Genomic DNA, 26,538 nt, shown 5'->3' on the forward strand with positions numbered 1-26,538 from the left:
CCGGTAAGCGTCAGCGCCACCGGGCTTTTTATCACTTGCGGTACAGCACTTTAATGATGTGGTAACCGAACTGCGTATGCAGCGGGCCGGTTGGCTCGAGCACCGGGCAGGAGAACACAACTTTATCGAATGCCGGAACCATCTGGCCCTGGCGGAATTCGCCTAAATCGCCGCCACGTTTGCCTGACGGGCAGATCGAGTGTTTCTTCGCCAGTTTGCCGAAGTCGGCGCCGTTTTTAATCTGCTCCAGGAGATCCAGAGCCAGTTTCTCTTCTTTAACAAGAATGTGCAGTGCTGCTGCCGTTTTTGCCATTATTCCGTTCTCACTTCTCAAAGGTTGCCCGCCACTTTATCACTCCTTAGGGTCTCAGACATATACTCTTCGACAGCCCAGGACAGATGTCCCGTCCGGTTTAATGAAGCGGGAGATGAGCAACAGTTTTGTCCACGGAATACCACATAGCCCGGGACGCCCGTCCTGTCCTTCCGGCAAGAGAGCGAGATAACATGAACACAATGAAAAACACAGAATTTTCAGGTGACTGGCTTTCAGGGCTGACCCAGGTGGTCCGCGATCCTGTGCTGTATGAATTACTCAAATACTGCCCGCTTGAGATCATGCAACGCTGGCGCTTTGAGGACCTTCCGCGCGGGGCGTTGATTTGCCGTCAGGGTGACATTTGCCAGCAATTTTCGCTGATTGTCACCGGCGAGGTGGATGTCTTTTTTGAAGCCGAAGATGGCCGGCGTTATCGGCAGGCGCATTACTGCAAAGGCGACATGCTGGGCGAGCTGGAGGTCTTCGAGTCACGCAATTACATCTGTTCCGTTGCCGCGGTCAGCCCAACGCAATTACTCACGCTGTCGCAGGAACATTTTTTTCGCTGGCTGGCATTAGATAACCATTTTAATCAGCGGATGCTACGGTTTTTTAGTCAGCAGTATTACCAGCTGTCAAAAAAAGCCAGCAGCGACAATTTGTATTCGCTGCATCAGCGCGTTTGCCAGACGCTGTGGCAGCGGTATCAACACCAGGGAACACCCACGATTTTGCTTGATAAGCAAAATCTCAGTCAGGAATTTGCGGCAACCACACGCAGTATTAACCGCATTTTGCACGATCTGAAAACGTTACAGATTATCGACACCGACGGTGAGCGAATTATGCTGTTAGCCCCCGATAAGCTCAAAGAGGAGGCTGGCATCTGAATCTGCAGTCAGATGAAAGATAAGGAGACGGGGGAATGTCGCTTCAACCACATATTCGACTCAGCGAGAGCAGCACAGGTGCGCAATATGCCCTGTTACCGGGCGATCCGCAGCGGGTGGATCGTATCGCTCAGTTTCTTGATAACCCTGAACTGCTGGGGCAGAACAGGGAGTTTCGTTCGCTGCGTGGCTGGTATCGGGGCGTTGAAATCCTGGTCGTATCGACGGGGATCGGCGGGCCATCCACTGCTATCGCCATAGAAGAACTGCGCCAGACAGGCATAAAAACGCTGATTCGCATTGGCAGCTGCGGCGCACTACAGGATTTTCTGGTGCCTGGTGATGTGGTTATCGCGCAGGGCGCAGTCGCAGACGAAGGTACCAGCAAAACCTATGCACCAGCCAGTTATCCCGCGTGTGCTGACCCGCAATTAACCACCCTGTTAATTCAGCAAGCAAAGCAGCTGCAAATCTCCGCCTTTTGTGGGCTGGTACGCAGCCATGACAGTTTCTATACCGATCACGAGGCGGCTCTGGATGCCGAATGGTCCGCGCGCGGCATCCTCGGCGCTGACATGGAAAGCGCAGCGCTGATGGTGGTCGGGTCGTTGCGCGGCTTACGGACAGCGTCACTGCTGAACGTGGTCGTTACGCATAACGGTAGCCTCGATAGCAGTATCAATGATTTTGTTCAGCAGGATGCGTTGTGCCTGCAGGGGGAAGCGCATCAGATTTCCCTGGCGCTGCACGCCATCTATTCCGATAGCCAGCAAGGAGAGCAATGATGGACTTTTTCAGTATTAACAATGTGATGGTCAACATTCCTCTCGGCGAAGGCGGCTATGCCCTGTCGTGGATTGAAGCCATCGGCACCGTATTCGGTTTACTGTGCATCTGGTATGCCAGCCGCGAAAAGATCATTAACTATCTGTTCGGTCTGATTAACGTCACGCTGTTCGCCGCGATTTTTTTCCAGATCCAGCTTTATGCCAGCCTGTTGCTGCAAGTGTTTTTCTTCGCGGCCAACATTTATGGCTGGTATGCCTGGAGCCGTCAGAACGAAGCCAATGAAGCGGAGCTGAAGGTGCGCTGGCTTTCCCGCCAGCAAACGCTCATGCTGAGCGGCGTGTGTGTTGCCGCTATCTTGCTGATGACGTTTTTTATCGATCCGGTCTTCACCCTGTTGACCCGCATTATGCTTGCAGTATTGCAGATGGTGGGCGTTTCAGTGGCGATGCCCGATTTGCAGCCGGATGCCTTCCCCTTCTGGGACGCCACCATGCTGGTGCTGTCGATTGCGGCGATGGTGCTGATGACCCGCAAATACGTCGAGAACTGGCTGCTTTGGGTGCTTATCGACGTGATTAGCGTGGTTATCTACGCAGTGCAGGGCGTTTACGCGATGTCGCTCGAATATGTCCTGCTGACCGCGATTGCGGTGATGGGATCTTACAGCTGGATTATCAGCGCGAAACGCAACGGCTATGCGCCGCTGGCTGCTCCTGCTGCCTGATTGATTCATTTTCAGGCTGCCTGAAAGGGCAGCCTGCTGCTCCATCGGTCCCGGTTTCTGCTACAATCCCTTCCCCGTTCGAAGATTGAGTAATATTCCCATGCGTTTAAACCCCGGACAGCAGCAAGCCGTCGAATTTGTTACTGGACCCTGCCTGGTGCTGGCGGGGGCCGGCTCAGGTAAAACCCGCGTGATCACCAATAAAATCGCGCATCTGATCCGTGGCTGCGGTTATCAGGCGCGGCATATCGCTGCGGTGACCTTTACCAATAAGGCGGCGCGCGAAATGAAAGAACGCGTGGCGCAAACGCTTGGCCGCAAAGAGGCTCGCGGGCTGATGATCTCGACGTTCCACACGCTGGGGCTGGAGATAATCAAACGCGAATTTGCCGCGCTGGGGATGAAATCGAACTTCTCGCTGTTTGACGATACCGATCAGGTGGCACTGCTGAAAGAGCTGACCGAAGGGTTGATTGATGACGACAAAACCCTGCTGCAACAGCTGATCTCGACGATCTCCAACTGGAAAAACGATCTGCTGACACCTGCACAGGCCGCCGCGCAGGCGAAAGGCGAACGGGACCGCATTTTCGCGCACTGTTACGGTTTATATGACGCGCACATGAAAGCCTGCAATGTACTGGATTTCGACGATCTGATCCTGCTGCCGACACTACTGTTGCAGCGCAATGAAGAGGTGCGCGAACGCTGGCAGAACCGGATCCGCTATCTGCTGGTGGATGAATATCAGGACACCAACACCAGTCAGTATGAACTGGTAAAATTGCTGGTGGGCGCCCGCGCCCGCTTCACCGTGGTGGGCGATGACGACCAGTCGATTTACTCCTGGCGCGGCGCGCGTCCGCAGAACCTGGTGCTGCTCAGCCAGGATTTCCCGGCGCTGCAGGTGATCAAACTTGAGCAAAACTACCGTTCATCGGGTCGCATTCTGAAAGCGGCAAACATCCTGATTGCTAATAATCCGCATGTCTTTGAAAAGCGTCTGTTTTCGGAGCTGGGTTATGGGCCGGAGCTGAAAGTGCTGAGCGCAAACCATGAGGAACACGAAGCGGAGCGTGTGACCGGGGAGCTCATCGCCCATCACTTTGTGAATAAAACGCAGTATAAGGATTACGCCATTCTCTACCGCGGCAACCATCAGTCGCGGGTATTTGAAAAAATGCTGATGCAGAACCGCATCCCGTACAAGATTTCCGGCGGTACCTCGTTTTTCTCCCGCCCGGAAATCAAAGATTTGCTCGCCTATCTGCGTGTGCTGACCAACCCGGATGACGACAGCGCATTTCTGCGTATTGTGAATACGCCAAAGCGCGAGATCGGCCCGGCGACGCTGCAAAAGCTGGGGGAATGGGCATCCACGCGCAACAAGAGCCTGTTCACCGCCAGCTTCGACGTGGGGTTGACGCAAACCCTGTCAGGACGCGGTTATGACGCGTTAACGCGCTTTACCCACTGGCTCGGCGAGATCCAGCGTTTGTCAGAGCGCGAGCCGGTTGCCGCTGTACGCGATCTGATCCACGGCATCGATTATGAATCCTGGCTGTTTGAAACCTCGCCCAGCCCGAAAGCGGCAGAGATGCGCATGAAAAACGTCAACCAGCTGTTCAGCTGGATGACGGAAATGCTGGAAGGTTCCGAACTGGACGAGCCCATGACGCTGACCCAGGTGGTGACCCGCTTTACGCTGCGCGACATGATGGAGCGCGGCGAGAGTGAAGAAGATATGGATCAGGTTCAACTGATGACGCTGCATGCCTCGAAAGGGTTGGAATTTCCGTATGTGTTTATGGTCGGAATGGAAGAGGGGTTTCTGCCGCACCAGAGCAGCATCGACGAAGACAATATCGATGAAGAGCGCCGGCTGGCCTACGTGGGCATTACCCGCGCACAGAAAGAGCTGATTTTCACGTTGTGCAAAGAGCGCCGTCAGTATGGCGAACTGGTGCGCCCGGAACCGAGCCGTTTTTTACTGGAACTGCCGCAGGATGATGTGATCTGGGAGCAGGAGCGTAAGGTCATTACCGCAGAGGAACGAATGCACAAAGGTCAGGCAAACGTGGCAAATATTCGGGCGATGCTGGCAAAAGCGAAAGAAAAGTAAGTTACTTTACGTCAAGCGGCCAGTGGACATAGCTCTGCCACTGGCACTCCTGCTCAACCATTTCCGCCCCAAGCGGATGCTCCGCCAGCCAGTGTTCTGGCAGAGTAAGCGTCAGTTGTTCGCCGTGGGCATGCAGTGTGATTTCCGGCAGCAGATCATCACGACGACGGTTGGCGAACAAAATGGCCAGACGCAGCAAACGACACAAATGCTCAGCCACGCGCGGAGGCACTGCGTTTTGCTGATGTAGCGATGGCAGATCCACCGGGTTGGTTTGATTGAGTACCAGTGTCGCCAGCAGTTTTTTCTGCGCAGGCGTAAATCCCGGCAAATCCAGATTCCTCACCAGATAAGCAGCGTGCTGTGGCGATTGTTTGAAATCGACGCTCAGCCCAATCTCATGCAACTGGCAGGCGCTCAGCATCAGCTCGCGGCTAATCGGCTCCAGCTCCCAGTGCGCTTCCACTGCGGTTGCAAACCGCGCGGCGAGTTTCGCCACGCGCTGAGCCTGTTCGGTATCCACCAAAAAACGGCGTTGAATAGTGCGCAGCGTACGGCTGCGGATGTCCTGATCCACCGCCAGATGCAGCATGCCATACACCAGCCCTTCACGCAGCGCGCCGCCAGCCAGTGTCATGCACTGAATGTCCAGCTCGGTAAAAATGGCGATGAGAATAGCCAGGCCACTGGGAAATACCAGCGCGCGCTCCAGCGTCAGCCCTTCGATTTCAAGCTCTTCCAGACGCCCGCACTGAATGGCGCGCTGCTTCAGTTGCTGCAGTTTCGGCAGCGTGATGCGCTCGTCCATTCCCTGCGCCATCATGATTTCCTGCAGCGCCTGCACCGTACCGGAGGCGCCCACGCAGACTTTCCAGCCGTGGTAACGCAGGTTATCCGCGACCGGACGCAGCACCTCACGCGCCGCGCGTTCGGCCTCATCGAAGTGTTCTTGCGCCAGATTACGGTCAGTAAAGTAGCGCTCAAGCCAGGTGACGCAACCCATCGACAGGCTAAACAGCGAAGTTGCCTGCGCGCCGGTTCCCGTCACCAGCTCTGTGCTGGCGCCGCCGATATCCACGACCAGACGACGATCATCGCCACCGGTGGTGTGCGCCACACCCTGATAAATCAGGCGCGCTTCTTCTTCACCACTGATGACCTGTACCGGACAACCGAGGATCACTTGCGCTTTAGCGATAAATTCACTGGCGTTGATGGCCAGACGAAGGGTGGCGGTCGCCACAACACGGATTTGGGTCGGGGGGATATCCTGCAGACGTTCAGAGAAGAGCCGCAAACACTGCCAGCCACGTTCCATGGCTTCTGCAGAAAGACGGTTTTCGCTGTTCAGACCCGCTGCCAGACGCACTTTGCGTTTGATGCGGGTAAGGGTCTGAATGCTTCCCTCCACCTCGCGCACGACCAGCATATGAAAACTATTCGAACCGAGATCAATAGCCGCATAAAGCGAGTGCGAGGTAGAGCTGAGCATATTTTTAACCTGAGCGACGACGGTTACGCGGTGTGCCAGAACGGCGCGGTCCATTACCCTGACGAGTCCGGGTCAGGCGCAACGGTTTCGGTAAGTCCGTCATTAGTGCGTCCGAATTGTATTTACTGACCGGAATTGAATGACCGATGTAGGTTTCAATCGCTGGTAAATTCAGTGCGTACTCTTCGCAGGCCAGGCTTATCGAATGACCACTGGCGCCGGCACGGCCAGTACGGCCAATACGGTGAACGTAGTCTTCACAATCGTCCGGTAAGTCATAGTTGAACACATGTGTTACGGCCGGGATATGCAGGCCACGCGCGGCAACATCGGTCGCGACCAGAATATCGAGATCACCACGGGTAAATTCATCCAGAATGCGCAGACGTTTTTTCTGCGCCACATCGCCGGTCAACAGACCCACGCGATGGCCGTCGGCTGCCAGATGACCCCAGATATCTTCGCAACGGTGCTTGGTGTTCGCGAAAATAATGGTGCGATCCGGCCACTCTTCTTCCAGCAGCGTTTGCAGCAAACGCATTTTTTCGTCGTTGGAAGGGTAGAACAGCTCTTCTTTAATACGATGGCCAGTTTTTTGTTCCGGTTCGACTTCGACGTACTCAGCGTTGTTCATCTGTTCAAACGCCAGTTCGCGAACGCGGTAAGAAAGGGTTGCGGAGAACAGCATGTTCAGACGCTGATTCGCCGGCGGCATGCGGCGGAACAGCCAGCGGATATCTTTAATGAAGCCCAGATCATACATGCGGTCGGCTTCATCCAGCACAACCACCTGAATCGCGCCGAGGTTAACGTGGTTTTGCTTGGTGTAATCAATGAGACGACCCGTGGTGCCAATCAGGATATCGACACCGCTTTCCAGCACTTTCAGCTGTTTGTCGTAGCCGTCGCCACCGTAAGCCAGCCCGAGCTTCAGGCCCGTTGCGTTCGCCAGCGGCTCGGCATCGGCATGAATTTGCACTGCCAGTTCGCGCGTCGGCGCCATGATCAACGCGCGCGGTTGGTTAACCTGGCGGTTTTCTGGCATGGGGTGAGAGAGAAGATAATGAAACGTTGACGTCAGAAACGCCATCGTTTTGCCGGTACCGGTTTGCGCCTGCCCGGCAACGTCACGACCCGCCAGCGTCAGCGGCAGTGCGAGCGCCTGAATGGGCGTACAGTTATGAAACCCTTTAGTTTCAAGGGCTTCAATCACCATTGGGTGCAGGGCGAAGTCGGAAAACTTCTGTTCTGTTAAATGTGTTTTGCTCATAGTGTGGTAGAATATCAGCTTACTATTGCATTAAGAAAGCGTATCCGGTGAAATAACGTCAACCTTTTAGTTGGCTAAAGCAACATCAACGTGTCGTTGATTGTTGATTAATGCTACACCAACGCACCAGGCTTATTCCTGCGGAGTTAAATATGAGCGATAAAATTATTCACCTGACTGACGACAGTTTTGACACGGACGTACTCAAGGCTGAGGGGCTGACCCTCGTCGATTTCTGGGCAGAGTGGTGTGGTCCGTGCAAAATGATCGCCCCGATTCTGGATGAGATCGCTACTGAGTATGCGGGCAAACTGACCGTGGCTAAACTGAACATTGACGAGAACCCGGGCACTGCACCGAAATACGGTATCCGCGGCATCCCGACGCTGCTGCTGTTTAAAGGCGGCGAAGTGATCGCGACCAAAGTGGGCGCGCTGTCCAAAGGTCAGCTCAAAGAGTTCCTGGACGCCAACCAGGCGTAACCCTTTTGGATTCAGGCGTTCGGTATTCCTAATTAATGTGGAACGCTGGACGCCTGCCTTCAGTCGTGCTAAGTTAGTTTTGACTTCGTTTTAAACATACCTTTGTTTGAATCTTGTTTTACCCGACGCTTCCCGTATTCAATACGCGTGAAGCAGAAAAATTCCGGGCTTGTCACTCATTCCGTCATGTCGTTTCAGTTCTGCGTTTTTTTCCTGTAACCAGGCAGCGTACAGACGTGAGTTGATGGCCGTAAACAGGCATGGATGACCCTGCCATACCATTCACAACATTAAGTTCGAGATTTACCCCGAGTTTAAGAACCCACACCATTATGAATCTTACCGAATTAAAGAATACGCCGGTTTCTGAGCTGATTACTCTCGGCGAAAATATGGGGCTGGAAAACCTGGCTCGTATGCGCAAGCAGGACATTATTTTTGCCATCCTGAAGCAGCACGCGAAGAGTGGCGAAGATATTTTTGGCGACGGTGTGCTGGAGATATTGCAGGATGGATTTGGATTCCTCCGCTCCGCAGACAGCTCCTACCTCGCCGGCCCTGATGACATCTACGTATCCCCCAGCCAAATCCGCCGTTTCAACCTCCGCACTGGTGACACCATCTCTGGTAAGATTCGTCCTCCCAAAGAGGGTGAGCGTTACTTTGCGCTGTTGAAAGTTAACGAAGTAAACTACGACAAACCAGAAAACGCGCGTAATAAGATTCTGTTCGAAAACTTAACTCCGCTGCACGCGAATTCCCGCCTGCGTATGGAGCGTGGTAACGGCTCAACTGAAGATTTAACGGCACGCGTTCTGGATCTGGCATCGCCAATCGGTCGCGGGCAGCGTGGCTTGATCGTCGCACCGCCGAAAGCCGGTAAAACCATGCTGCTGCAGAACATCGCGCAGAGCATTGCTTACAACCATCCAGACTGTGTGCTGATGGTGCTGCTGATTGATGAACGTCCGGAAGAAGTGACCGAGATGCAGCGTCTGGTGAAAGGCGAAGTCGTGGCTTCCACCTTTGATGAACCGGCTTCCCGCCACGTTCAGGTTGCGGAAATGGTCATCGAGAAGGCGAAGCGTCTGGTTGAACACAAGAAAGACGTCATCATCCTGCTCGACTCCATCACTCGTCTGGCGCGCGCTTACAACACCGTCGTACCGGCTTCCGGTAAAGTGCTGACTGGTGGTGTGGATGCCAACGCCCTGCATCGTCCGAAGCGTTTCTTCGGTGCCGCGCGTAACGTGGAAGAGGGCGGAAGCCTGACCATCATCGCTACGGCGCTGATCGATACCGGCTCCAAAATGGACGAAGTTATCTACGAAGAGTTTAAAGGCACCGGTAACATGGAGCTGCACCTCTCCCGTAAGATCGCTGAAAAACGCGTCTTCCCGGCTATCGACTACAACCGTTCCGGTACACGTAAAGAAGAGCTGCTGACCACGTCAGAAGAACTGCAGAAAATGTGGATCCTGCGTAAGATCATTCACCCGATGGGCGAAATCGACGCGATGGAATTCCTCATTAATAAGCTGGCGATGACCAAAACCAACGACGATTTCTTCGACATGATGAAACGTTCGTAATTCGCCTTAAACGAAAAACGCCACGCCCCGCGTGGCGTTTTTGTTTTTTAAGGACATACTTCAGTGGAAACTAACCCAAATATGCGGATGATAACCATTTATCCAAATCAGTGATGTAAGCGCAATTTTTTTGTATGAAAAACAGTCTGATTCGGTGAATCTCATCCGACTTCCTCTTCTGATGAGGGGCCATCATAGGTATACTTTCGCCATTACTATTTGCTGAGAGCATTTATTGTGAATTTGCTGACTGCAGGTGCTGATCTGATCAGTATTTTTTTATTCACAACCCTGTTCCTTTTTTTTGCACGCAAGGTAGCTAAAAAGGTCGGTTTAGTGGATAAACCAAACTTCCGAAAGCGTCACCAGGGTCTTATTCCACTGGTGGGGGGAATTTCGGTTTATGCTGGTCTGTGTTTTACGTTTGGGATCGTTAACTACTACATTCCTCATGCCGCGCTTTATCTGATGTGCGCGGGTGCGCTGGTGTTGGTCGGTGCGCTGGACGATCGCTTTGATATCAGCGTTAAAATTCGCGCCACAGTACAGGCTGCTGTCGGCGTCGTGATGATGGTCTTTGGCAAACTCTACCTGAGCAGTCTGGGCTACATTTTCGGTTCCTGGGAACTGGTGCTCGGACCATTCGGTTTTTTCCTCACGCTGTTTGCCGTCTGGGCCGCGATCAATGCCTTCAATATGGTTGATGGTATTGATGGTCTGCTGGGCGGATTATCCTGTGTGTCGTTTGCCGCCATGGGGATGATCCTCTGGTTTGACGGGCAACAGAGTCTGGCTATGTGGTGTTTTGCGATGATCGCCGCCATCCTGCCTTACATTATGTTAAACCTCGGTATCCTTGGGCGCCGTTACAAAGTCTTTATGGGTGATGCGGGCAGTACGCTGATTGGTTTCACGGTCATCTGGATCCTGATGGAAACCACGCAGGGCAAAACCCATCCGATTAGCCCCGTCACCGCGCTGTGGATTATCGCTATCCCACTGATGGATATGGTCGCTATTATGTACCGCCGCCTGCGTAAAGGGATGAGCCCGTTCTCGCCTGACCGCCAGCATATTCATCACCTGATCATGCGTGCCGGTTTTACTTCCCGTCAGGCTTTTGTACTTATTACGCTTTCAGCGGCACTACTGGCATCAATTGGTGTAATTGCAGAATATACTCATATCGTTCCTGAGTGGGTCATGTTGGTATTATTCTTGCTAGCCTTTTTCCTGTACGGTTATTGCATCAAGCGTGCCTGGAAAGTGGCGCGTTTCATTAAACGTCTGAAGCGCAGGATGCGCAGGAACAGTGATAACAATCCTAATTTAACCAAGTAAAGCTGGGGAAGTGATGACTCAACCATTACCAGGAGCACAGTCAGTCGGCGCGGAGAATGAACTGGATGTTCGCGGTCTGTTTCGTACGCTATGGATGGGGAAGTTCTGGATTGTGGGGATTGCGTTACTCTTTGCGGTGATTGCGCTGGGTTACACTTTCTTTGCCCGCCAGGAGTGGAGCGCGACGGCAATCACCGACCGCCCTACCGTCAATATGTTAGGCGGGTATTATTCCCAGCAGCAGTTTTTACGCAATCTCGACGTCAAAGCCGATATGGCGTCGGTCGATCAGCCATCGGTAATGGATGACGCCTACAAAGAGTTCATCATGCAACTCGCTTCATGGGATACCCGTCGTGAGTTCTGGTATCAGACTGACTACTACAAGCAGCGAATGGTAGGCAATTCCCGCGCCGACGCTGCATTGCTTGACGATCTTATCGATGACATCCAGTTTATGCCCGGCGATGCGCTGCGCAGTATTAGCGACAGCGTCAAGCTGACTGCGGAAACGGCGGCGGATGCCAATAACCTGCTGCGTCAGTATGTTGCTTTTGCCAGCCAGCGCGCGGCGGGTCATCTGAACGAAGAACTGAAAGGGGCCTGGTCTGCCAGAACCATCCAGATGAAGGCGCAGGTCAAACGCCAGGAAGAGGTGGCGCAGTCTATCTTCGATCGTAAAACGCACAGCGTTGAAGAAGCGCTGAAAGTGGCGCAACAGAATAATATTTCCCGCAGTGAAACCGATGTACCTGCCGAGCAATTACCGGACTCTGAGCTATTTTTACTGGGGCGCCCGATGCTCCAGGCACGTCTGGAGAATCTGCGCGCCGTAGGTCCGGATTTTGACCTGGATTACGATCAGAACCGTGCGATGCTGACGACACTGAATGTCGGGCCGACGCTGGATCCTCGTTTTCAGACCTATCGATATTTGCGAACACCGGAAGAACCCGTGAAGCGCGATAGCCCACGTCGTGCTTTCCTGATGGTGATGTGGGGAATCGTAGGTGCACTTATCGGTGCAGGCGTAGCATTGACGCGACGTCGTATTCAGTGAATACACCTTGTGTGATGAGGATCAGTCGATCCTCATCATCTTATCGAAGAGAATCGACGTGAAAGTACTTACTGTGTTTGGCACCCGACCGGAGGCGATAAAAATGGCGCCTCTGGTACATGCGTTGGCCAGGGATCCTCACTTCGAGGCGAAAGTGTGCGTAACCGCACAGCACCGTGAAATGCTTGATCAGGTGTTGTCCCTCTTTTCCATCGTACCGGATTACGATCTCAATATTATGAGCCCTGGACAGGGGCTGACCGATATTACCTGCCGTATTTTGCAAGGTTTACGACCTGTGCTGGAATCGTTTAAACCTGATGTAGTACTGGTACATGGCGATACCACCACCACAGTGGCGGCAAGCCTGGCCGCGTTTTATCAGCGCATCCCCGTCGGGCATGTTGAAGCCGGTTTACGAACCGGCGATCTGTATTCCCCGTGGCCGGAAGAGGCCAACCGCACTCTGACCGGCCATCTGGCAGTCTGGCATTTTGCGCCGACTGAAAATTCCCGCCAGAATTTGCTGCGTGAGAATCTGCAGGATAAGCAGATTTTCGTCACCGGCAATACGGTGATTGACGCTCTGTTCTGGGTACGCGACCGCGTACTGACAGATGCGTCGCTGCACGCCGGGCTGTCTGAGCAATATCCCTTCCTCGACGCCAGCAAAAAAATGATTCTGGTCACCGGCCACCGCAGAGAAAGCTTTGGTCGTGGTTTTGAACAGATTTGCCATGCGCTGGCGGAGATCGCCGCGCAGCATCCGGATGTTCAAATTGTCTATCCGGTTCATCTCAACCCGAACGTGAGCGAGCCGGTAAATCGTATCCTCGGTCATGTCGATAACGTCATTCTCATCGAGCCGCAGGATTACCTGCCTTTCGTTTGGTTGATGAATCGCGCATGGCTGATCCTGACCGATTCCGGCGGTATTCAGGAAGAAGCGCCATCGCTCGGGAAACCAGTTCTGGTGATGCGTGAGATGACGGAGCGCCCCGAGGCGGTGGAGGCCGGAACGGTACGCCTTGTCGGCACCGATCGTCAGCGCATTGTCGAAGAGGTCACGCGCTTGCTGCGTGACGAAGAAGAATACGAAACAATGAGTCGCGCCCATAACCCTTACGGGGACGGGCAAGCCTGCAGCCGTATTTTGACCGCACTTAAAAATAATCAGGTAACGCTATGAGTTTTTCTACCATTTCTGTGATTGGCCTTGGCTACATTGGTCTACCGACGGCGGCGGCGTTCGCCTCCCGGCAAAAAAAGGTGGTGGGGGTTGATATCAATCAGCATGCGGTAGACACCATCAACCGCGGTGAAATTCATATTGTCGAGCCTGAACTGGGCGAGGTGGTGAAAGCGGCCGTCGCTCAGCATTTTTTACGTGCGACCACTACGCCGGAAGCCGCCGATGCATATCTGATTGCCGTGCCGACGCCGTTTAAAGGCGATCACGAGCCGGACATGGTGTATGTGGAAGCGGCCGCTAAATCCATCGCACCGGTGCTGAAGAAAGGCGCGCTGGTGATCCTCGAATCCACCTCGCCGGTGGGCGCAACAGAACAGATGGCGCAATGGCTGGCGGACGCTCGCCCGGATTTAACCTTCCCGCAGCAGGCGGGAGAACAGGCGGATATCAACATCGCCTACTGTCCTGAGCGTGTGCTGCCGGGTCAGGTGATGGTCGAACTGATTAAAAACGATCGTGTGATTGGCGGCATGACGCCGGTCTGCTCGGCGCGCGCCAGTGAGCTGTACAACATCTTCCTCGAAGGAGAGTGTGTGGTCACTAACGCCCGCACGGCCGAAATGTGCAAGCTGACCGAGAACAGCTTCCGTGACGTTAACATCGCCTTCGCCAATGAACTTTCGCTGATTTGCGCCGACCAGGGGATTAATGTCTGGGAACTGATTCGCCTTGCGAACCGCCATCCGCGCGTCAATATCCTGCAGCCAGGACCGGGCGTGGGCGGTCATTGTATCGCGGTCGATCCCTGGTTTATCGTCGCACAAAATCCTGAGCAGTCGCGGCTTATCCGTACGGCGCGTGAAGTGAACGATCACAAACCTCACTGGGTGATTAACCAGGTGAAAGCCGCCGTGGCAGATTGCCTGACCACCAGCGGCAAACGCGCGAATGAGCTGAAGATTGCCTGCTTCGGTCTGGCCTTTAAGCCGAATATCGACGATCTTCGCGAAAGCCCGGCGATGGAAATTACCCAACTGATTGCACAGTGGCACAGTGGTGAAACGCTGGCGGTGGAGCCGAACATTCATCAGTTGCCGAAAAAGCTGGAAGGGCTTTGCCGTCTCGCCACGCTGGATGACGCGTTGAACGACGCCGATGTGCTGGTGATGCTGGTGGATCACACCGCGTTTAAAGCGCGGAGCGCGGAAAGCGTTCAACAACGCTACATTGTGGATACTAAAGGAGTATGGCGTTGAAAAAGATCCTGGTTACCGGTGGTGCCGGGTTTATTGGCTCGGCCGTTGTACGCCATATCATCAATGAAACGTCAGACAGCGTGGTGGTGGTGGATAAACTCACCTACGCCGGGAATCTGGCCTCGCTGGCACCGGTGGCGGCAGATCCGCGTTTTGCCTTTGAACAGGTGGATATCTGCGAGCGGGGTGAGCTGGATCGCGTGTTTGCAACACATCATCCGGATCTGGTGATGCACCTGGCCGCCGAAAGCCATGTTGATCGCTCCATTGATGGCCCGGCGGCGTTTATTGAAACTAACATTGTTGGCACCTATACACTGCTGGAAGCGGCTCGCCTGTACTGGAGCGCGTTACCCGAAGCGAAAAAATCCGCTTTTCGTTTCCATCACATCTCAACTGATGAGGTGTATGGCGATCTGCACGGCAGCGATGATTTCTTTACCGAAACCACACCGTACGCGCCGAGTAGCCCTTATTCCGCCTCGAAAGCAGGCAGTGACCATCTGGTCCGCGCCTGGCTGCGCACCTACGGACTGCCCACACTGGTGACTAACTGTTCGAATAACTATGGTCCCTACCATTTCCCGGAAAAACTGATCCCGCTGACCATCCTCAACGCGCTGGCGGGAAAACCGCTGCCGGTTTATGGCAACGGTCAACAGGTGCGCGACTGGCTGTTTGTCGAAGATCATGCCAGAGCGCTTTATCTTGTTGTCACAACAGGTAAAATCGGCGAGACCTACAACATTGGCGGTCATAACGAACGCAAAAACTTACAGGTGGTTGAGACGGTATGCGATTTGCTGGAAGAACTTGCGCCCCAGAAACCGCAGGGTGTCGACAACTACCGCTCACTGATTACGTTTGTCACAGACCGCCCCGGGCATGATCTGCGCTACGCCATTGATGCAGCGAAAATCGCCCGCGAGATGGGCTGGACGCCGCGTGAAACCTTCGAAAGCGGCATGCGGAAAACCGTTCAGTGGTATCTGGCAAACGAGCACTGGTGGCGTCAGGTTCAGGATGGCAGCTATCAGGGCGAGCGACTCGGACTCAAAGGCTGACGCCTGGAGAGGATATCGATGAAAGGCATAATTCTGGCGGGTGGTTCCGGTTCACGGTTACATCCGATTACCCGCGGCGTGTCAAAGCAGTTGTTACCGATCTACGACAAGCCGATGATTTACTACCCGTTATCCGTACTGATGCTGGCCGGGATCCGCGAAATTCTGATCATCACCACGCCGGAAGATAAGCACTATTTTCAGCGGTTGCTTGGCGACGGCGCCGAATTCGGCATTGAACTGCACTATGCCGAACAACCCAGTCCGGACGGGCTGGCGCAGGCGTTCATCATCGGTGAAACCTTCCTCAACGGCGAACCTTCCTGCCTGGTGCTGGGAGATAACATCTTCTTCGGCATGGGCTTCAGCCCAAAACTGCGCAAAGTGGCGGCGCGTACGGAAGGGGCCACGGTCTTTGGTTATCAGGTGATGGATCCTGAGCGTTTTGGCGTGGTGGAGTTTGACGATAACTTCAACGCCATTTCGCTGGAAGAAAAACCGAAGCAGCCGAAATCCAGGTGGGCCGTCACCGGTCTCTATTTCTATGACAGCAACGTCGTCGAATATGCCAAACGGGTGAAGCCGTCAGAACGTGGCGAGCTGGAAATCACGTCCATTAACCAGATGTATCTGGACGCCGGCAAGCTGAACGTTGAGCTACTTGGCCGTGGATTTGCATGGCTTGATACCGGCACGCATGACAGCCTGATCGAAGCCAGTACCTTTGTGCAGACGGTAGAAAAACGTCAGGGCTTTAAGGTTGCCTGTCTGGAAGAGATTGCCTGGCGCAACGGTTGGCTTGACGACGAGGCGTTAAAACGCTCTGCCACGCAACTGGCAAAGACCGGTTACGGTCAGTATCTGCTGGAGATCATCCGTGCACGTCCGCGCCAGTATTGAACCCCTGTCGTGGGAAAATGAATTTTTCGGCGTGAAAAGCGCCATTTTGCGTTTCACGGAAGACGCCCCGGTGCTGAAGCCAGAAAGACTGGTGGGCTGGTGGCGGGTGCAGGCGAAAATCCCCGCGCAGCGCACCGATTTGCTGGATGCATTACAGCGGCTCGATTTCCGGCTGGTGGAAGGCGAGGTGGATTTGGTTCTACCGGTCGTCGACGTAACCGATCCTCAGGCGTACATTGCCAGCGACGCAGATATCCCGGTGCTGCGTGAGCAGGCGGCTCAGGCCTTTTCCCAGAGCCGTTTTCGCGCGCCATGGTATGCGCCGGACGCCAGCGGACGCTTCTATGCCCGATGGATTGAAAATGCCGTGAAGGGCGTTTTTGATCATCAATGCCTGGTGTTCCGCGCCGCAGATGGGAATATTCGCGCCTTTGTGTCGCTGCGGCAGTTAAACGACACAGACGCGCGTATCGGCTTGCTGGCGGGTCGTGGCGCCGGGGCTGAGCTGATGCAGGCGGCCATCTACTGGGCGCAGCAACGCGGGCTGACAACATTGCGGGTGGCGACCCAGATGGGTAACACCGCCGCGCTTAAACGTTACATACAAAGCGGTGCCAGTATTGAGAGCACCGCTTACTGGCTATACAGGTGAGAAGATGATTCCATTTAACGCGCCGCCGGTGGTGGGAACCGAAATCGATTACATACAATCAGCCATGGGCAGCGGCAAGCTGTGCGGCGATGGCGGTTACACGCGCCGTTGCCAGCAGTGGATGGAGCAGCATTTTGGCAGCGCGAAAGTACTGCTGACGCCGTCCTGTACCGCATCGCTGGAAATGGCGGCGTTGCTGCTCGATCTCCAGCCGGGCGATGAAGTCATTATGCCGAGCTATACGTTTGTCTCCACCGCCAACGCCTTTGTGCTGCGTGGCGCCAGAATCATTTTTGTGGATATTCGTCCTGATACGCTGAACATCGATGAGACGAAAATCGAAGCCGCCATCACCGAAAAAACTCGCGTCATTGTGCCGGTTCACTATGCGGGCGTAGCCTGCGAGATGGACACCATCATGGCTATCGCCAGAAAGCATAACCTGTTTGTCGTGGAAGATGCGGCGCAGGGTGTGATGTCGACTTACAAAGGCCGCGCGCTGGGCACGATCGGCCACATTGGCTGTTTCAGTTTCCATGAAACCAAAAACTACACGGCTGGCGGCGAAGGCGGGGCGACGCTGATTAACGAACGTGCGCTGATCGAACGTGCGGAGATCATTCGCGAAAAAGGCACGAACCGCAGTCAATTTTTCCGTGGTCAGGTCGATAAATATACCTGGCGGGATATCGGCTCGAGCTATCTGATGGCAGATCTTCAGGCCGCCTATCTGTGGGCGCAACTGGAAGCCGCCGAACGCATCAACCAGCAGCGTCTGACGCTGTGGCAAACCTATTATGATGCCCTGCTGCCGCTGGCGAAAACCGGGCGTATTGAGCTGCCCACCATTCCGGCGGACTGCAAACAGAACGCGCATATGTTCTATATAAAGCTGCGCGACATTGACGACCGCAGCGCGCTGATTAGCTGGCTGAAAGAAGCAGAAATTCTGGCGGTGTTCCATTACATTCCGCTTCACGCGAGCCCGGCGGGCAAAGCGTTTGGTGAATTCCACGGTGAAGATCGTTTTACCACCCGCGAAAGCGAACGCCTGCTGCGCCTGCCGCTGTTCTATAACCTGTCGTCAGTTAACCAGCGCACGGTAATTAACTCTTTACTGAGCTTCTTCGGCTGATATGTCGCTGGCAAAAACATCGGTATGGACGGCAGCGTCCACGCTGGTAAAAATCGGTGCAGGCCTGCTGGTCATTAAACTGCTGGCGGTCTCATTTGGGCCATCCGGGGTCGGGCAGGCGGGTAACTTTCGTCAGCTGGTGACGGTACTCGGGGTGCTGGCGGGGGCCGGGATCTTCAACGGCATCACCAAATTTGTCGCCCAGTATCATGACTCGCCGGATCAACTGCAGAAAGTGGTCGGCACCTCGTCAGCGATGGTGCTGGGGTTTTCTTCGCTGCTGGCGGTGATTTTTGTGCTGGCCGCCGCGCCGATTAGCCAGGGGCTGTTTGGTCATACGCACTACCAGGGGCTGGTGCGTCTGGTGGCGCTGGTGCAGATGGGGATCGCATGGGCGAATCTGCTGCTGGCGTTGATGAAGGGCTTTCGTGATGCCGCGGGCAATGCGCTGTCGCTCATAACCGGCAGCGTTATCGGCGTGCTGGCGTACTACGCCTGTTATCACTTCGGCGGTTATCAGGGCGCGCTGCTCGGACTGGCGCTGGTTCCGGCGTTAGTCGTGATTCCGGCGGCAGTGATGCTCTCCCGCCGTGGCGCGATCCCGCTGCGCTATCTCAAACCGCAGTGGGATAAATGGCTGGCAAGTCAGCTAGGCAAATTTACGCTGATGGCGCTCATCACTTCCGTGACGTTGCCAGTTGCCTACATAATGATGCGAAACCTGCTGGCAGCGCATTACAGCTGGGATGAAGTAGGGATCTGGCAAGGGGTCAGCAGCATTTCTGATGCCTACCTGCAATTTATCACTGCCTCATTCAGCGTTTATTTATTACCCACGCTCTCACGGCTGACGGCCAAAACGGAGATCACCCGCGAGATCGTGAAATCGCTGAAATTTGTTCTGCCTGCGGTGGCAGCCGCCAGTTTTACCGTCTGGTTGCTGCGCGATTTCGCCATCTGGTTGTTGTTTTCAGCGAAATTTACCGCCATGCGCGATCTCTTTGCCTGGCAACTGGTGGGGGATGTACTAAAAGTCGGCGCTTACGTTTATGGCTATCTGGTAATCGCCAAAGCGTCACTGCGATTTTATATTCTGACCGAAATCAGCCAGTTTGCCTTGCTGACGGCGTTTTCGCATTGGTTGATCCCGGCGCATGGTGCACTGGGGGCGGCACAAGCCTATATGGCAACGTATATCGTTTATTTTGCGCTCTGTAGTGGCGTGTTTTTACTTTGGTACAGGCGGGCATGACAGCACTGATACACGTACTGGGATCGGATATCCCTCACCATAACCGAACCGTTCTGGCTTTCTTTAACGACGAGCTGGCGGCGGGGAGCGCGCATGCGCGCGAATTTATGGTGGCAGGATCCGGGGACGATTTTCGCGACGCATTTCCGGCGCTGTCATTAACGTTCTTCCCTGACAAAAAAGCGCTGGCGCAGGCGGTGGTGGCCCGGGCAAAGCAGGATCGTACTCAGCGCTTCTTCTTTCACGGGCAGTTCAATACCGGCCTGTGGCTGGCGTTGCTGAATGGCGGTATTAAGCCGCAGCAGTTCAACTGGCATATCTGGGGCGCTGATCTGTATGAGGTCTCGCGTGGCTGGAAATTCCGTCTGTTTTACCCGTTGCGCCGCATGGCGCAGGGGCGTGTCGGGCGTGTGTTTGCGACGCGAGGCGATCTGAATTATTTAGCGCAGTTGCATCCGCGTGTGCCGGGTGAGTTGCTTTATTTCCCGACGCGCATGGACCCATCACTCAATAACATGGTGAATGACACACCACGGGAAGGAAAACTGACGATTCTGGTTGGTAACTCCGGGGATCCCAGTAATGAACACATCGCTGCGCTGAAAGCTGTGCATCAGCAGTTTGGCGATACGGTCAACGTGATTGTGCCGATGGGTTACCCGGCCAACAATGCGCGTTATATCGAGGAAGTGCGCAGTGCCGGGCTGGCTCTTTTCAGTGGCGATAATTTGCACATCCTCAGCGATAAAATGGCGTTCGATGATTATCTGGCTTTGCTTCGCCGCTGCGATGCGGGCTATTTCATTTTTGCCCGTCAGCAGGGGATTGGCACGCTGTGTCTGTTAATTCAGGCGGGCGTGCCCTGTGTGCTGAACCGCGAAAATCCTTTCTGGCAGGATATGGCCGAGCAACATATTCCGGTGTTGTTCACCACCGATCCGCTCAATGCACAGGTGCTGCGGGAGGCACAACGGCAACTGCTTGCCGTTGATAAAAGCCAGATCGCGTTTTTCCGGCCGAAATACCTTGAGCCATGGCATCAGGCGCTGCGTGTCGCCGCAGGAGAGCGCGCATGAGTCTGATGCAATTTACCGGGTTGTTCGTGGTCTGGCTGCTGTCGTCGCTGTTTATCGCCACGCTGACGTACTTCGAATTTCGTCGTGTGCGTTTTAACTTCAACGTCTTTTTCTCGTTGCTGTTTCTCCTGACCTTTTTCTTCGGCTTCCCGCTGACCTGCACGCTGGTGTTCCGTTTCGACGTCGGTGTCGCGCCGCCGGACATCCTGCTGCAGACGCTGCTGGCTGCGGTCTGTTTCTATGCCGTTTACTACGTCACCTATAAAACGCGCCTGCGTACCGTTACGTCATCGGCGCCGCGTCGCCCGCTGTTTACCATTAACCGGGTAGAAGCACATCTTACCTGGATGATACTGATGGGGATTGCGCTGCTGAGTGTCGGCACCTTCTTCATGCATAACGGTTTTTTGCTGTTTAAGCTCCACTCTTACAGCCAGATCTTTTCCAGCGAAGTCTCCGGTGTAGCGTTGAAGCGCTTCTTCTACTTCTTTATTCCGGCAATGCTGGTGGTCTATTTTCTGCGTCCGGGCTGGAAAGCGTGGTGCTTTTTCCTCATCAGTACGGTCGCGTTCGGCTTGCTGACGTACGCTATTGTCGGCGGTACACGCGCCAATATTATTATCGCCTTCGCTATTTTCCTGTTCATTGGCATTATTCGCGGCTGGATCTCGTTGTGGATGCTGGCGGCGGCGGGCGTGCTGGGCATTGTCGGCATGTTCTGGTTGGCGCTGAAACGCTATGGTCTGAATGTCAGCGGTGATGAAGCGTTTTACACGTTCCTGTATCTGACCCGCGACACCTTCTCACCCTGGGAAAACCTCGCGCTGCTACTGCAAAATTACGACAAGATCGATTTTCAGGGGCTCGCGCCGATTGCACGTGATTTCTACGTCTTTATCCCGGGTTGGTTGTGGCCGGATCGTCCGGGCATGGTGCTCAATACCGCAAACTATTTTACCTGGGAAGTGCTGAACAACCATTCCGGGCTGGCGATTTCCCCGACACTGATTGGCTCGCTTGTGGTGATGGGCGGCGTCTGGTTTATCCCGCTGGGCGCGGTGGTCGTCGGGCTTATTATCAAGTGGTTTGACTGGCTGTATGCGCTGGGGAACCAGGAAACGAACCGCTATAAGGCAGCGATCCTGCACAGTTTCTGCTTTGGCGCGATTTTCAACATGATTGTCCTGGCGCGAGAGGGTCTGGACTCCTTCACCTCGCGCGTCGTCTTTTTCCTTGTGGTTTTCGGTCTCTGTCTGCTGATTGCTAAACTGTTGTACTGGCTCCTGGAAAACGCAGGGTTGATCCACAAGCGGATACGCCCCCTGTCGCAACCTCAGGTCTGATAAGGAACCTCATGACTGATCCAACCTCCGCGCCGCTGTACACACTGCGTGGCTTACAACTTATCGGCTGGCGTAACATGCAACATGCGCTGGATTACCTCTACGCGGGTGGAACGCTGAAATCCGGCACGCTGGTCGCCATTAATGCGGAAAAAATGCTGGCCGCCGAAGGGAATACCGAAGTCAGAACACTGATTGAGGCTGCGGAATTTAAATACGCCGACGGCATCAGCGTCGTGCGCTCGGTACGCAAAAAAATACCCGCAGGCAGACGTCTCCCGCGTGGCGGGCGCTGATCTGTGGGAAGCGCTGATGGCGCGAGCCGGGGCGGAAGGGACGCCAGTATTTTTAGTCGGCGGTAAGCCGGACGTGCTGGCGCAGACCGACGACAAACTCCGCCAGCAGTGGAATGTTAATATTGTCGGCAGCCAGGATGGTTATTTCCCACCAGAACAGCGTCAGGCGCTGTTTGAACGTATCCGCGACAGTGGGGCGGCAATTATCACTGTGGCGATGGGGTCGCCGAAGCAGGAAATTTTCATGCGTGACTGCCGCCAGGTCTATCCGGGCGCGTTATACATGGGCGTCGGCGGCACCTATGACGTTTTCACCGGGCACGTCAAACGTGCGCCGAAAGTCTGGCAGAATTTGGGGCTGGAATGGCTTTACCGTCTGCTCTCACAACCGAGCCGCATTAAGCGGCAACTGAAACTCCTCCGCTATCTCCGCTGGCATTACACCGGCCAGCTCTGATCCTCGCTCTTAACTGGAAGCATTGAACGATTATTGTGCAATGCTTCCAGTTTTTTAAGACTTTGTTTGCCATTTTTCAGAAATTGTTAAACCATTCGCTGCCTGAATGGCAGTCTGCTGCATTTTTTGACTGCTCTTCACCATCCGATAAAGCACGTTACTCATAAAAATAACCGGCAATGACCGGAACAATGCAAACACAAGAGGATCTATGGCTGAGAAAAAACCGGAGCTCCAGCGTGGTCTGGAAGCCCGTCATATTGAATTAATCGCCCTCGGGGGCACCATTGGCGTTGGTCTGTTCATGGGAGCCGCGAGCACCCTGAAATGGGCCGGCCCTTCCGTTCTGCTGGCTTATATCGTGGCCGGTCTGTTTGTCTTCTTCATCATGCGATCGATGGGCGAAATGCTGTTCCTTGAGCCGGTAGCGGGCTCATTCGCCGTTTACGCGCACCGCTATATGAGTCCGTTCTTCGGCTATTTAACCGCCTGGTCCTACTGGTTTATGTGGATGGCGGTAGGTATATCCGAAATCACTGCCATCGGCGTCTATGTGCAGTTCTGGTTCCCTGAGCTTCCCCAATGGATACCCGCCATTATTGCGGTGGCGCTGGTAGCGCTGGCGAACCTCGCAGCGGTCAGATTGTATGGTGAGCTGGAGTTCTGGTTCGCGATGATCAAAGTTACCACCATCATTGTGATGATTGTGGTCGGACTGGGTGTGATTTTTTTCGGCTTCGGGAATGGGGGACATTCGGTAGGTTTCGGCAACCTGACGGAACACGGCGGTTTCTTCGCCGGGGGCTGGAAAGGATTTCTGACCGCACTCTGTATTGTGGTGGCGTCGTATCAGGGCGTTGAGCTCATCGGCATTACCGCCGGTGAGGCGAAAAACCCGCAGGTGACATTGCGTAGTGCAGTCAGCAAGGTGCTGTGGCGTATCCTGATTTTCTATGTTGGCGCCATTTTCGTTATCGTCACCATTTTCCCGTGGAATGAGATTGGTACCAACGGCAGCCCGTTCGTTCTCACTTTCGCGAAGATTGGTATTACTGCGGCGGCCGGGATCATCAACTTTGTGGTGCTGACGGCCGCACTGTCCGGCTGTAACAGCGGCATGTACAGCTGCGGACGTATGCTTTACGCGTTAGCGAAAAACCGTCAGTTGCCCGCAGGCGTGGCAAAACTGTCCCGCAGCGGTGTGCCGGTAGCGGGCGTGACCATCTCCATCATCATTTTGTTGCTCGGCTCCTGCCTGAACTACATCATCCCCAATCCGCAGCGGGTATTTGTCTATGTTTATAGCGCCAGTGTATTGCCAGGAATGGTGCCGTGGTTCGTCATTCTGATTAGCCAGTTGCGCTTTCGTCATGCGCACAAGGAAGCCATCGCCAGCCATCCTTTCCGTTCAATATTGTTTCCCTGGGCGAACTATCTGACGATGGCGTTCCTGGTTTGCGTGTTAATCGGCATGGGATTCAATGACGACACGCGTATGTCGCTGTTTGTCGGCATTATCTTTCTGGCCGCAGTGACGCTGATTTACAACGTGTTTGGCCTGAATCGTCATGGTTCGGCAGACAAGGTGAGGGAATAAGCGGCAAAATGCGCAAAGCATAACCAAACGCGCATTTTCTTAAAAAAAGCACTAGACAGGCGCGCCTTAAGTCCGTACTATCCACCCCCGCAACGGCGCTAAGCGCCCGTAGCTCAGCTGGATAGAGCGCTGCCCTCCGGAGGCAGAGGTCTCAGGTTCGAATCCTGTCGGGCGCGCCATTTTACCCGGCGCTGGAGCTGCGGTGGTCTGTGAAGTTAAGCAGGGCCGCGTGAAAGAATACAGTGGTGGCTATAGCTCAGTTGGTAGAGCCCTGGATTGTGATTCCAGTTGTCGTGGGTTCGAATCCCATTAGCCACCCCATTATTTGAAGTTGTGATATGCGAAGGTGGCGGAATTGGTAGACGCGCTAGCTTCAGGTGTTAGTGTCCTTACGGACGTGGGGGTTCAAGTCCCCCCCCTCGCACCACGACTTAACAGATTGAACTAAAAATTCAAAAAAGCAGTATTTCGGCGAGTAGCGCAGCTTGGTAGCGCAACTGGTTTGGGACCAGTGGGTCGGAGGTTCGAATCCTCTCTCGCCGACCAATTTTGAACCCCGCTTCGGCGGGGTTTTTTGTTTTCTGCGCCATACCAATGTGTTATCCCGCCGTCTCCACATCGCGACAACCCGTTTGAGCCCTGTTGCCAACAGGTGACATATAATTTACTGATTTTACTTGGTCTTTTTCCATATCGTTCGTTTATGTCTCCGTTCGGCGACATCTCATCAATTCTTAAAGGTTGCGAAGCCACGCAGAATGGGGATGCAACTCTGGCACGCGTTGTGCAATAATATGCGTGTAGATGCTCATTCCATCTCTTATGCTCGCCTTAGGGCCTCATAAACTCAGGAATGATGCAGAGCCATTTACGGTGCTTATCGTCCACAGACAGATGTCGCTTCGGCCTCATCAAACACCATGGACATAACGTTGAGTGAAGCACCTATTTATGTTGTCAAACAGACCTGTTTTAACGCCTGCACTGGAAACAGCGCAGGCGTTTTTTTATATGCTCGCCATACCACGAGCGGAAGGATTATTGCGGCGGGTTGTTCTGCAGGGTCAGCATCAGACCGTCGCGGCGCATGGTGGCCGCTTCTTCAGGCTGATGGAGACGGTCAAGCACGTCGGCGAGCCAGGCGTAGTCAAAGGCATCCGGGCGCTGTTTTAGCGCGGCGCGGAAGGCGAAGCTCGCTTCCTGCCATTCGCCGTGTTTCATCAGCGACTGGCCGAGCGTGCTCCACAGCAGCGGGCGATCGCCCACAGTTTTGATTTGCTGCCGCAGCACTTTTTCCAGCTGTTCCGGGTTGTTGGTTTTCAGCCGCGGGATCAACAGCACCAGCCGGTCGTCATACTGACGTTTTAAGCCGTCGATGATGATCTGCTGTGCGGTGTCATGATCGTCACATTCAATGAGATGGTCCGCCATTGCCACCTGCAGGGCGACCTGGTGACGGGTCTTCCGGCTCTGATTCTTCCACCATTCACGCAGACCGTCGCTGCCCTGATCAGCGCGCGCCTGATCCATCAGCCCAATCCACGCCTGCTGTTCCAGCGCGGCACGATGTTCATCATCTCCTACGTTGGCTTTCGCCATAGACGGAATAATATCGAGCAGCGAGCTCCAGGCACCGGTACGAATAAATGCTTGCTCCGCGAGACGCAAGACTTCCGGGTGACGTGGCGTCACTTCCAGCAATCTGTCGGCACCATGGCGCGCTGCGTGGTTTTCGTTGCGCGCCAGCTGCAAACGCACACGAGCAATTTCTACCGGGATGATGTCGTTGCCGGCAAGTTCTGAGGCGCGTTCCAGGTGCTGATTCGCGCGTATCTCATCGCCGCGCTGCTGGGCCGCTTCCGCTGCCAGCAGATAGTTCACCACCGGCTGCTCAGCGTGATCGGCATTTTTCGCCATCAGCTTTTCAACCTGCTGGTAATCGCCTTCCGCCAGTTTCAGCAGCGCCTGTTCCGTCTGCTTACGGGCACGACGACGTTTACGGCCGACAAACCAGCCGCGCGTATGCGCGCCGGTGCGCAGAAGACGGCGCAACAGCCACTCAACGGCGAACAGCACGACCATCAGCAGAACGAGAATGATCACCAGACCAGTAACGCTGGTTTCAATGTTGTAGTTATCCGTCTGGATAAGCACGTAACCCTGATGACCGGCGACAATCGGGCCGAGCACAATCCCGGCGATCAACAACGCAAAGAGCAATAACACTTTCAGCATGA

General features: G+C 54.5%; 22 protein-coding genes, 4 tRNA genes and 1 pseudogene. 23 read left to right on the forward strand and 4 right to left on the reverse strand.

Annotated features, from left to right (window positions below):
• Positions 1-31: 31 nt before the first annotated feature.
• Positions 32-313 carry a peptidylprolyl isomerase PpiC gene (gene ppiC, locus GTGU_RS18100; protein ID WP_004886861.1) on the reverse strand — a complete coding sequence of 94 codons (282 nt, stop codon included), beginning with the start codon at positions 311-313 and terminating at the stop codon, positions 32-34.
• A 194-nt stretch (positions 314-507) separates the two neighbouring features.
• On the opposite strand from ppiC, the gene GTGU_RS18105 reads away from it, so the two are divergent.
• From GTGU_RS18105 to rep, 4 genes are all read left to right on the forward strand, one after another.
• A complete protein-coding gene (locus GTGU_RS18105) occupies positions 508-1,209 on the forward strand; it encodes a Crp/Fnr family transcriptional regulator (protein WP_038160373.1) in 702 nt (233 codons plus the stop codon).
• Positions 1,210-1,244: 35 nt separating this feature from the next.
• Positions 1,245-1,994 (forward strand): nucleoside phosphorylase, encoded by a 750-nt coding sequence (locus GTGU_RS18110; protein WP_038160375.1) that lies wholly within the window; start codon positions 1,245-1,247, stop codon positions 1,992-1,994.
• Positions 1,994-2,722 (forward strand): nicotinamide riboside transporter PnuC, encoded by a 729-nt coding sequence (pnuC, locus tag GTGU_RS18115; RefSeq protein ID WP_038160378.1) that lies wholly within the window; start codon positions 1,994-1,996, stop codon positions 2,720-2,722. The genes GTGU_RS18110 and pnuC overlap by 1 nt, the downstream gene beginning before the upstream one ends.
• 100 nt (positions 2,723-2,822) lie before the next feature.
• Complete coding sequence (gene rep / locus GTGU_RS18120) at positions 2,823-4,844, forward strand: DNA helicase Rep (RefSeq protein WP_038160381.1); 2,022 nt, start codon at positions 2,823-2,825, stop codon at positions 4,842-4,844.
• Position 4,845: 1 nt separating this feature from the next.
• Here rep and gppA read toward each other — a convergent pair whose 3' ends face one another.
• Together gppA and rhlB are read right to left on the reverse strand one after the other, a co-directional pair.
• Positions 4,846-6,336: a guanosine-5'-triphosphate,3'-diphosphate diphosphatase gene (gene gppA / locus GTGU_RS18125; protein ID WP_038160477.1), complete on the reverse strand. Its 1,491-nt coding sequence runs from the start codon at positions 6,334-6,336 to the stop codon at positions 4,846-4,848.
• A gap of 4 nt (positions 6,337-6,340) precedes the next feature.
• Entirely contained in the window at positions 6,341-7,606 is a 1,266-nt protein-coding gene (gene rhlB, locus GTGU_RS18130; protein WP_038160384.1) for an ATP-dependent RNA helicase RhlB, read from the reverse strand.
• Between the two features lie 152 nt (positions 7,607-7,758).
• On the opposite strand from rhlB, the gene trxA reads away from it, so the two are divergent.
• From trxA to GTGU_RS18225, 19 genes and pseudogenes are all read left to right on the forward strand, one after another.
• Positions 7,759-8,088, forward strand: a complete 330-nt coding sequence (trxA, locus tag GTGU_RS18135) for a thioredoxin TrxA (RefSeq protein WP_038160387.1) — start codon at positions 7,759-7,761, stop codon at positions 8,086-8,088.
• 332 nt (positions 8,089-8,420) lie between these two features.
• Positions 8,421-9,680, forward strand: coding sequence for a transcription termination factor Rho (gene rho, locus GTGU_RS18140; RefSeq protein WP_038160391.1), 1,260 nt, complete (start codon positions 8,421-8,423; stop codon positions 9,678-9,680).
• Between the two features lie 237 nt (positions 9,681-9,917).
• The gene (wecA, locus tag GTGU_RS18145) at positions 9,918-11,021 is read left to right on the forward strand and encodes a UDP-N-acetylglucosamine--undecaprenyl-phosphate N-acetylglucosaminephosphotransferase (protein WP_038160480.1); all 1,104 of its coding nucleotides are present in this window, start codon (positions 9,918-9,920) and stop codon (positions 11,019-11,021) included.
• Positions 11,022-11,034: 13 nt separating this feature from the next.
• Positions 11,035-12,081: an ECA polysaccharide chain length modulation protein gene (gene wzzE / locus GTGU_RS18150; protein WP_038160394.1), complete on the forward strand. Its 1,047-nt coding sequence runs from the start codon at positions 11,035-11,037 to the stop codon at positions 12,079-12,081.
• 58 nt (positions 12,082-12,139) lie between these two features.
• Complete coding sequence (gene wecB, locus GTGU_RS18155; protein ID WP_038160397.1) at positions 12,140-13,270, forward strand: non-hydrolyzing UDP-N-acetylglucosamine 2-epimerase; 1,131 nt, start codon at positions 12,140-12,142, stop codon at positions 13,268-13,270.
• Entirely contained in the window at positions 13,267-14,529 is a 1,263-nt protein-coding gene (wecC, locus tag GTGU_RS18160) for a UDP-N-acetyl-D-mannosamine dehydrogenase (protein ID WP_038160400.1), read from the forward strand. Before wecB ends, wecC begins: the two co-directional genes overlap by 4 nt.
• Positions 14,526-15,593 (forward strand): dTDP-glucose 4,6-dehydratase, encoded by a 1,068-nt coding sequence (gene rffG, locus GTGU_RS18165; protein WP_038160483.1) that lies wholly within the window; start codon positions 14,526-14,528, stop codon positions 15,591-15,593. The genes wecC and rffG overlap by 4 nt, the downstream gene beginning before the upstream one ends.
• Before the next feature lie 18 nt (positions 15,594-15,611).
• On the forward strand, positions 15,612-16,493 hold the full coding sequence (gene rfbA / locus GTGU_RS18170) for a glucose-1-phosphate thymidylyltransferase RfbA (protein ID WP_038160403.1): 882 nt from the start codon (positions 15,612-15,614) through the stop codon (positions 16,491-16,493).
• Positions 16,471-17,145 carry a dTDP-4-amino-4,6-dideoxy-D-galactose acyltransferase gene (rffC, locus tag GTGU_RS18175; protein ID WP_038160405.1) on the forward strand — a complete coding sequence of 225 codons (675 nt, stop codon included), beginning with the start codon at positions 16,471-16,473 and terminating at the stop codon, positions 17,143-17,145. Before rfbA ends, rffC begins: the two co-directional genes overlap by 23 nt.
• Before the next feature lie 4 nt (positions 17,146-17,149).
• Complete coding sequence (gene rffA / locus GTGU_RS18180; protein WP_038160407.1) at positions 17,150-18,280, forward strand: dTDP-4-amino-4,6-dideoxygalactose transaminase; 1,131 nt, start codon at positions 17,150-17,152, stop codon at positions 18,278-18,280.
• A 1-nt stretch (position 18,281) separates the two neighbouring features.
• Complete coding sequence (wzxE, locus tag GTGU_RS18185) at positions 18,282-19,532, forward strand: lipid III flippase WzxE (RefSeq protein ID WP_038160413.1); 1,251 nt, start codon at positions 18,282-18,284, stop codon at positions 19,530-19,532.
• Positions 19,529-20,608: a TDP-N-acetylfucosamine:lipid II N-acetylfucosaminyltransferase gene (locus GTGU_RS18190; RefSeq protein WP_038160416.1), complete on the forward strand. Its 1,080-nt coding sequence runs from the start codon at positions 19,529-19,531 to the stop codon at positions 20,606-20,608. The genes wzxE and GTGU_RS18190 overlap by 4 nt, the downstream gene beginning before the upstream one ends.
• Positions 20,605-21,951, forward strand: coding sequence for an ECA oligosaccharide polymerase (gene wzyE, locus GTGU_RS18195; protein WP_038160419.1), 1,347 nt, complete (start codon positions 20,605-20,607; stop codon positions 21,949-21,951). The genes GTGU_RS18190 and wzyE overlap by 4 nt, the downstream gene beginning before the upstream one ends.
• Before the next feature lie 11 nt (positions 21,952-21,962).
• Positions 21,963-22,704: pseudogene (gene wecG, locus GTGU_RS18200) on the forward strand (lipopolysaccharide N-acetylmannosaminouronosyltransferase).
• A gap of 211 nt (positions 22,705-22,915) precedes the next feature.
• On the forward strand, positions 22,916-24,301 hold the full coding sequence (thrP, locus tag GTGU_RS18205) for a bifunctional threonine/serine APC transporter ThrP (protein WP_038160421.1): 1,386 nt from the start codon (positions 22,916-22,918) through the stop codon (positions 24,299-24,301).
• 102 nt (positions 24,302-24,403) lie between these two features.
• Positions 24,404-24,480: transfer RNA gene (locus GTGU_RS18210), tRNA-Arg, on the forward strand.
• 66 nt (positions 24,481-24,546) lie between these two features.
• Positions 24,547-24,622: transfer RNA gene (locus GTGU_RS18215), tRNA-His, on the forward strand.
• A 19-nt stretch (positions 24,623-24,641) separates the two neighbouring features.
• A tRNA-Leu gene (locus tag GTGU_RS18220) sits at positions 24,642-24,728 on the forward strand.
• A 42-nt stretch (positions 24,729-24,770) separates the two neighbouring features.
• Positions 24,771-24,847: transfer RNA gene (locus tag GTGU_RS18225), tRNA-Pro, on the forward strand.
• Positions 24,848-25,339: 492 nt separating this feature from the next.
• Here the strand turns inward: GTGU_RS18225 and hemY are convergent.
• A complete protein-coding gene (gene hemY, locus GTGU_RS18230) occupies positions 25,340-26,536 on the reverse strand; it encodes a protoheme IX biogenesis protein HemY (RefSeq protein WP_038160424.1) in 1,197 nt (398 codons plus the stop codon).
• Positions 26,537-26,538 lie beyond the last annotated feature (2 nt).

This window comes from Trabulsiella guamensis ATCC 49490, assembly GCF_000734965.1.
Lineage (GTDB): Bacteria > Pseudomonadota > Gammaproteobacteria > Enterobacterales > Enterobacteriaceae > Trabulsiella > Trabulsiella guamensis.

Bases quoted from the DNA above. Each gene is read 5' to 3' on its own strand.
- rhlB (WP_038160384.1), bottom strand. From the start codon at position 7,606: ATGAGCAAAACACATTTAACAGAACAGAAGTTTTCCGACTTCGCCCTG.
- GTGU_RS18105 (WP_038160373.1), top strand. From the start codon at position 508: ATGAACACAATGAAAAACACAGAATTTTCAGGTGACTGGCTTTCAGGG.
- GTGU_RS18190 (WP_038160416.1), top strand. From the start codon at position 19,529: ATGACAGCACTGATACACGTACTGGGATCGGATATCCCTCACCATAAC.
- GTGU_RS18110 (WP_038160375.1), top strand. From the start codon at position 1,245: ATGTCGCTTCAACCACATATTCGACTCAGCGAGAGCAGCACAGGTGCG.
- wzzE (WP_038160394.1), top strand. From the start codon at position 11,035: ATGACTCAACCATTACCAGGAGCACAGTCAGTCGGCGCGGAGAATGAA.
- rep (WP_038160381.1), top strand. From the start codon at position 2,823: ATGCGTTTAAACCCCGGACAGCAGCAAGCCGTCGAATTTGTTACTGGA.
- pnuC (WP_038160378.1), top strand. From the start codon at position 1,994: ATGGACTTTTTCAGTATTAACAATGTGATGGTCAACATTCCTCTCGGC.
- wecC (WP_038160400.1), top strand. From the start codon at position 13,267: ATGAGTTTTTCTACCATTTCTGTGATTGGCCTTGGCTACATTGGTCTA.
- gppA (WP_038160477.1), bottom strand. From the start codon at position 6,336: ATGCTCAGCTCTACCTCGCACTCGCTTTATGCGGCTATTGATCTCGGT.
- ppiC (WP_004886861.1), bottom strand. From the start codon at position 313: ATGGCAAAAACGGCAGCAGCACTGCACATTCTTGTTAAAGAAGAGAAA.
- rho (WP_038160391.1), top strand. From the start codon at position 8,421: ATGAATCTTACCGAATTAAAGAATACGCCGGTTTCTGAGCTGATTACT.
- rfbA (WP_038160403.1), top strand. From the start codon at position 15,612: ATGAAAGGCATAATTCTGGCGGGTGGTTCCGGTTCACGGTTACATCCG.
- wzyE (WP_038160419.1), top strand. From the start codon at position 20,605: ATGAGTCTGATGCAATTTACCGGGTTGTTCGTGGTCTGGCTGCTGTCG.
- wzxE (WP_038160413.1), top strand. From the start codon at position 18,282: ATGTCGCTGGCAAAAACATCGGTATGGACGGCAGCGTCCACGCTGGTA.
- hemY (WP_038160424.1), bottom strand. From the start codon at position 26,536: ATGCTGAAAGTGTTATTGCTCTTTGCGTTGTTGATCGCCGGGATTGTG.
- thrP (WP_038160421.1), top strand. From the start codon at position 22,916: ATGGCTGAGAAAAAACCGGAGCTCCAGCGTGGTCTGGAAGCCCGTCAT.
- rffA (WP_038160407.1), top strand. From the start codon at position 17,150: ATGATTCCATTTAACGCGCCGCCGGTGGTGGGAACCGAAATCGATTAC.
- trxA (WP_038160387.1), top strand. From the start codon at position 7,759: ATGAGCGATAAAATTATTCACCTGACTGACGACAGTTTTGACACGGAC.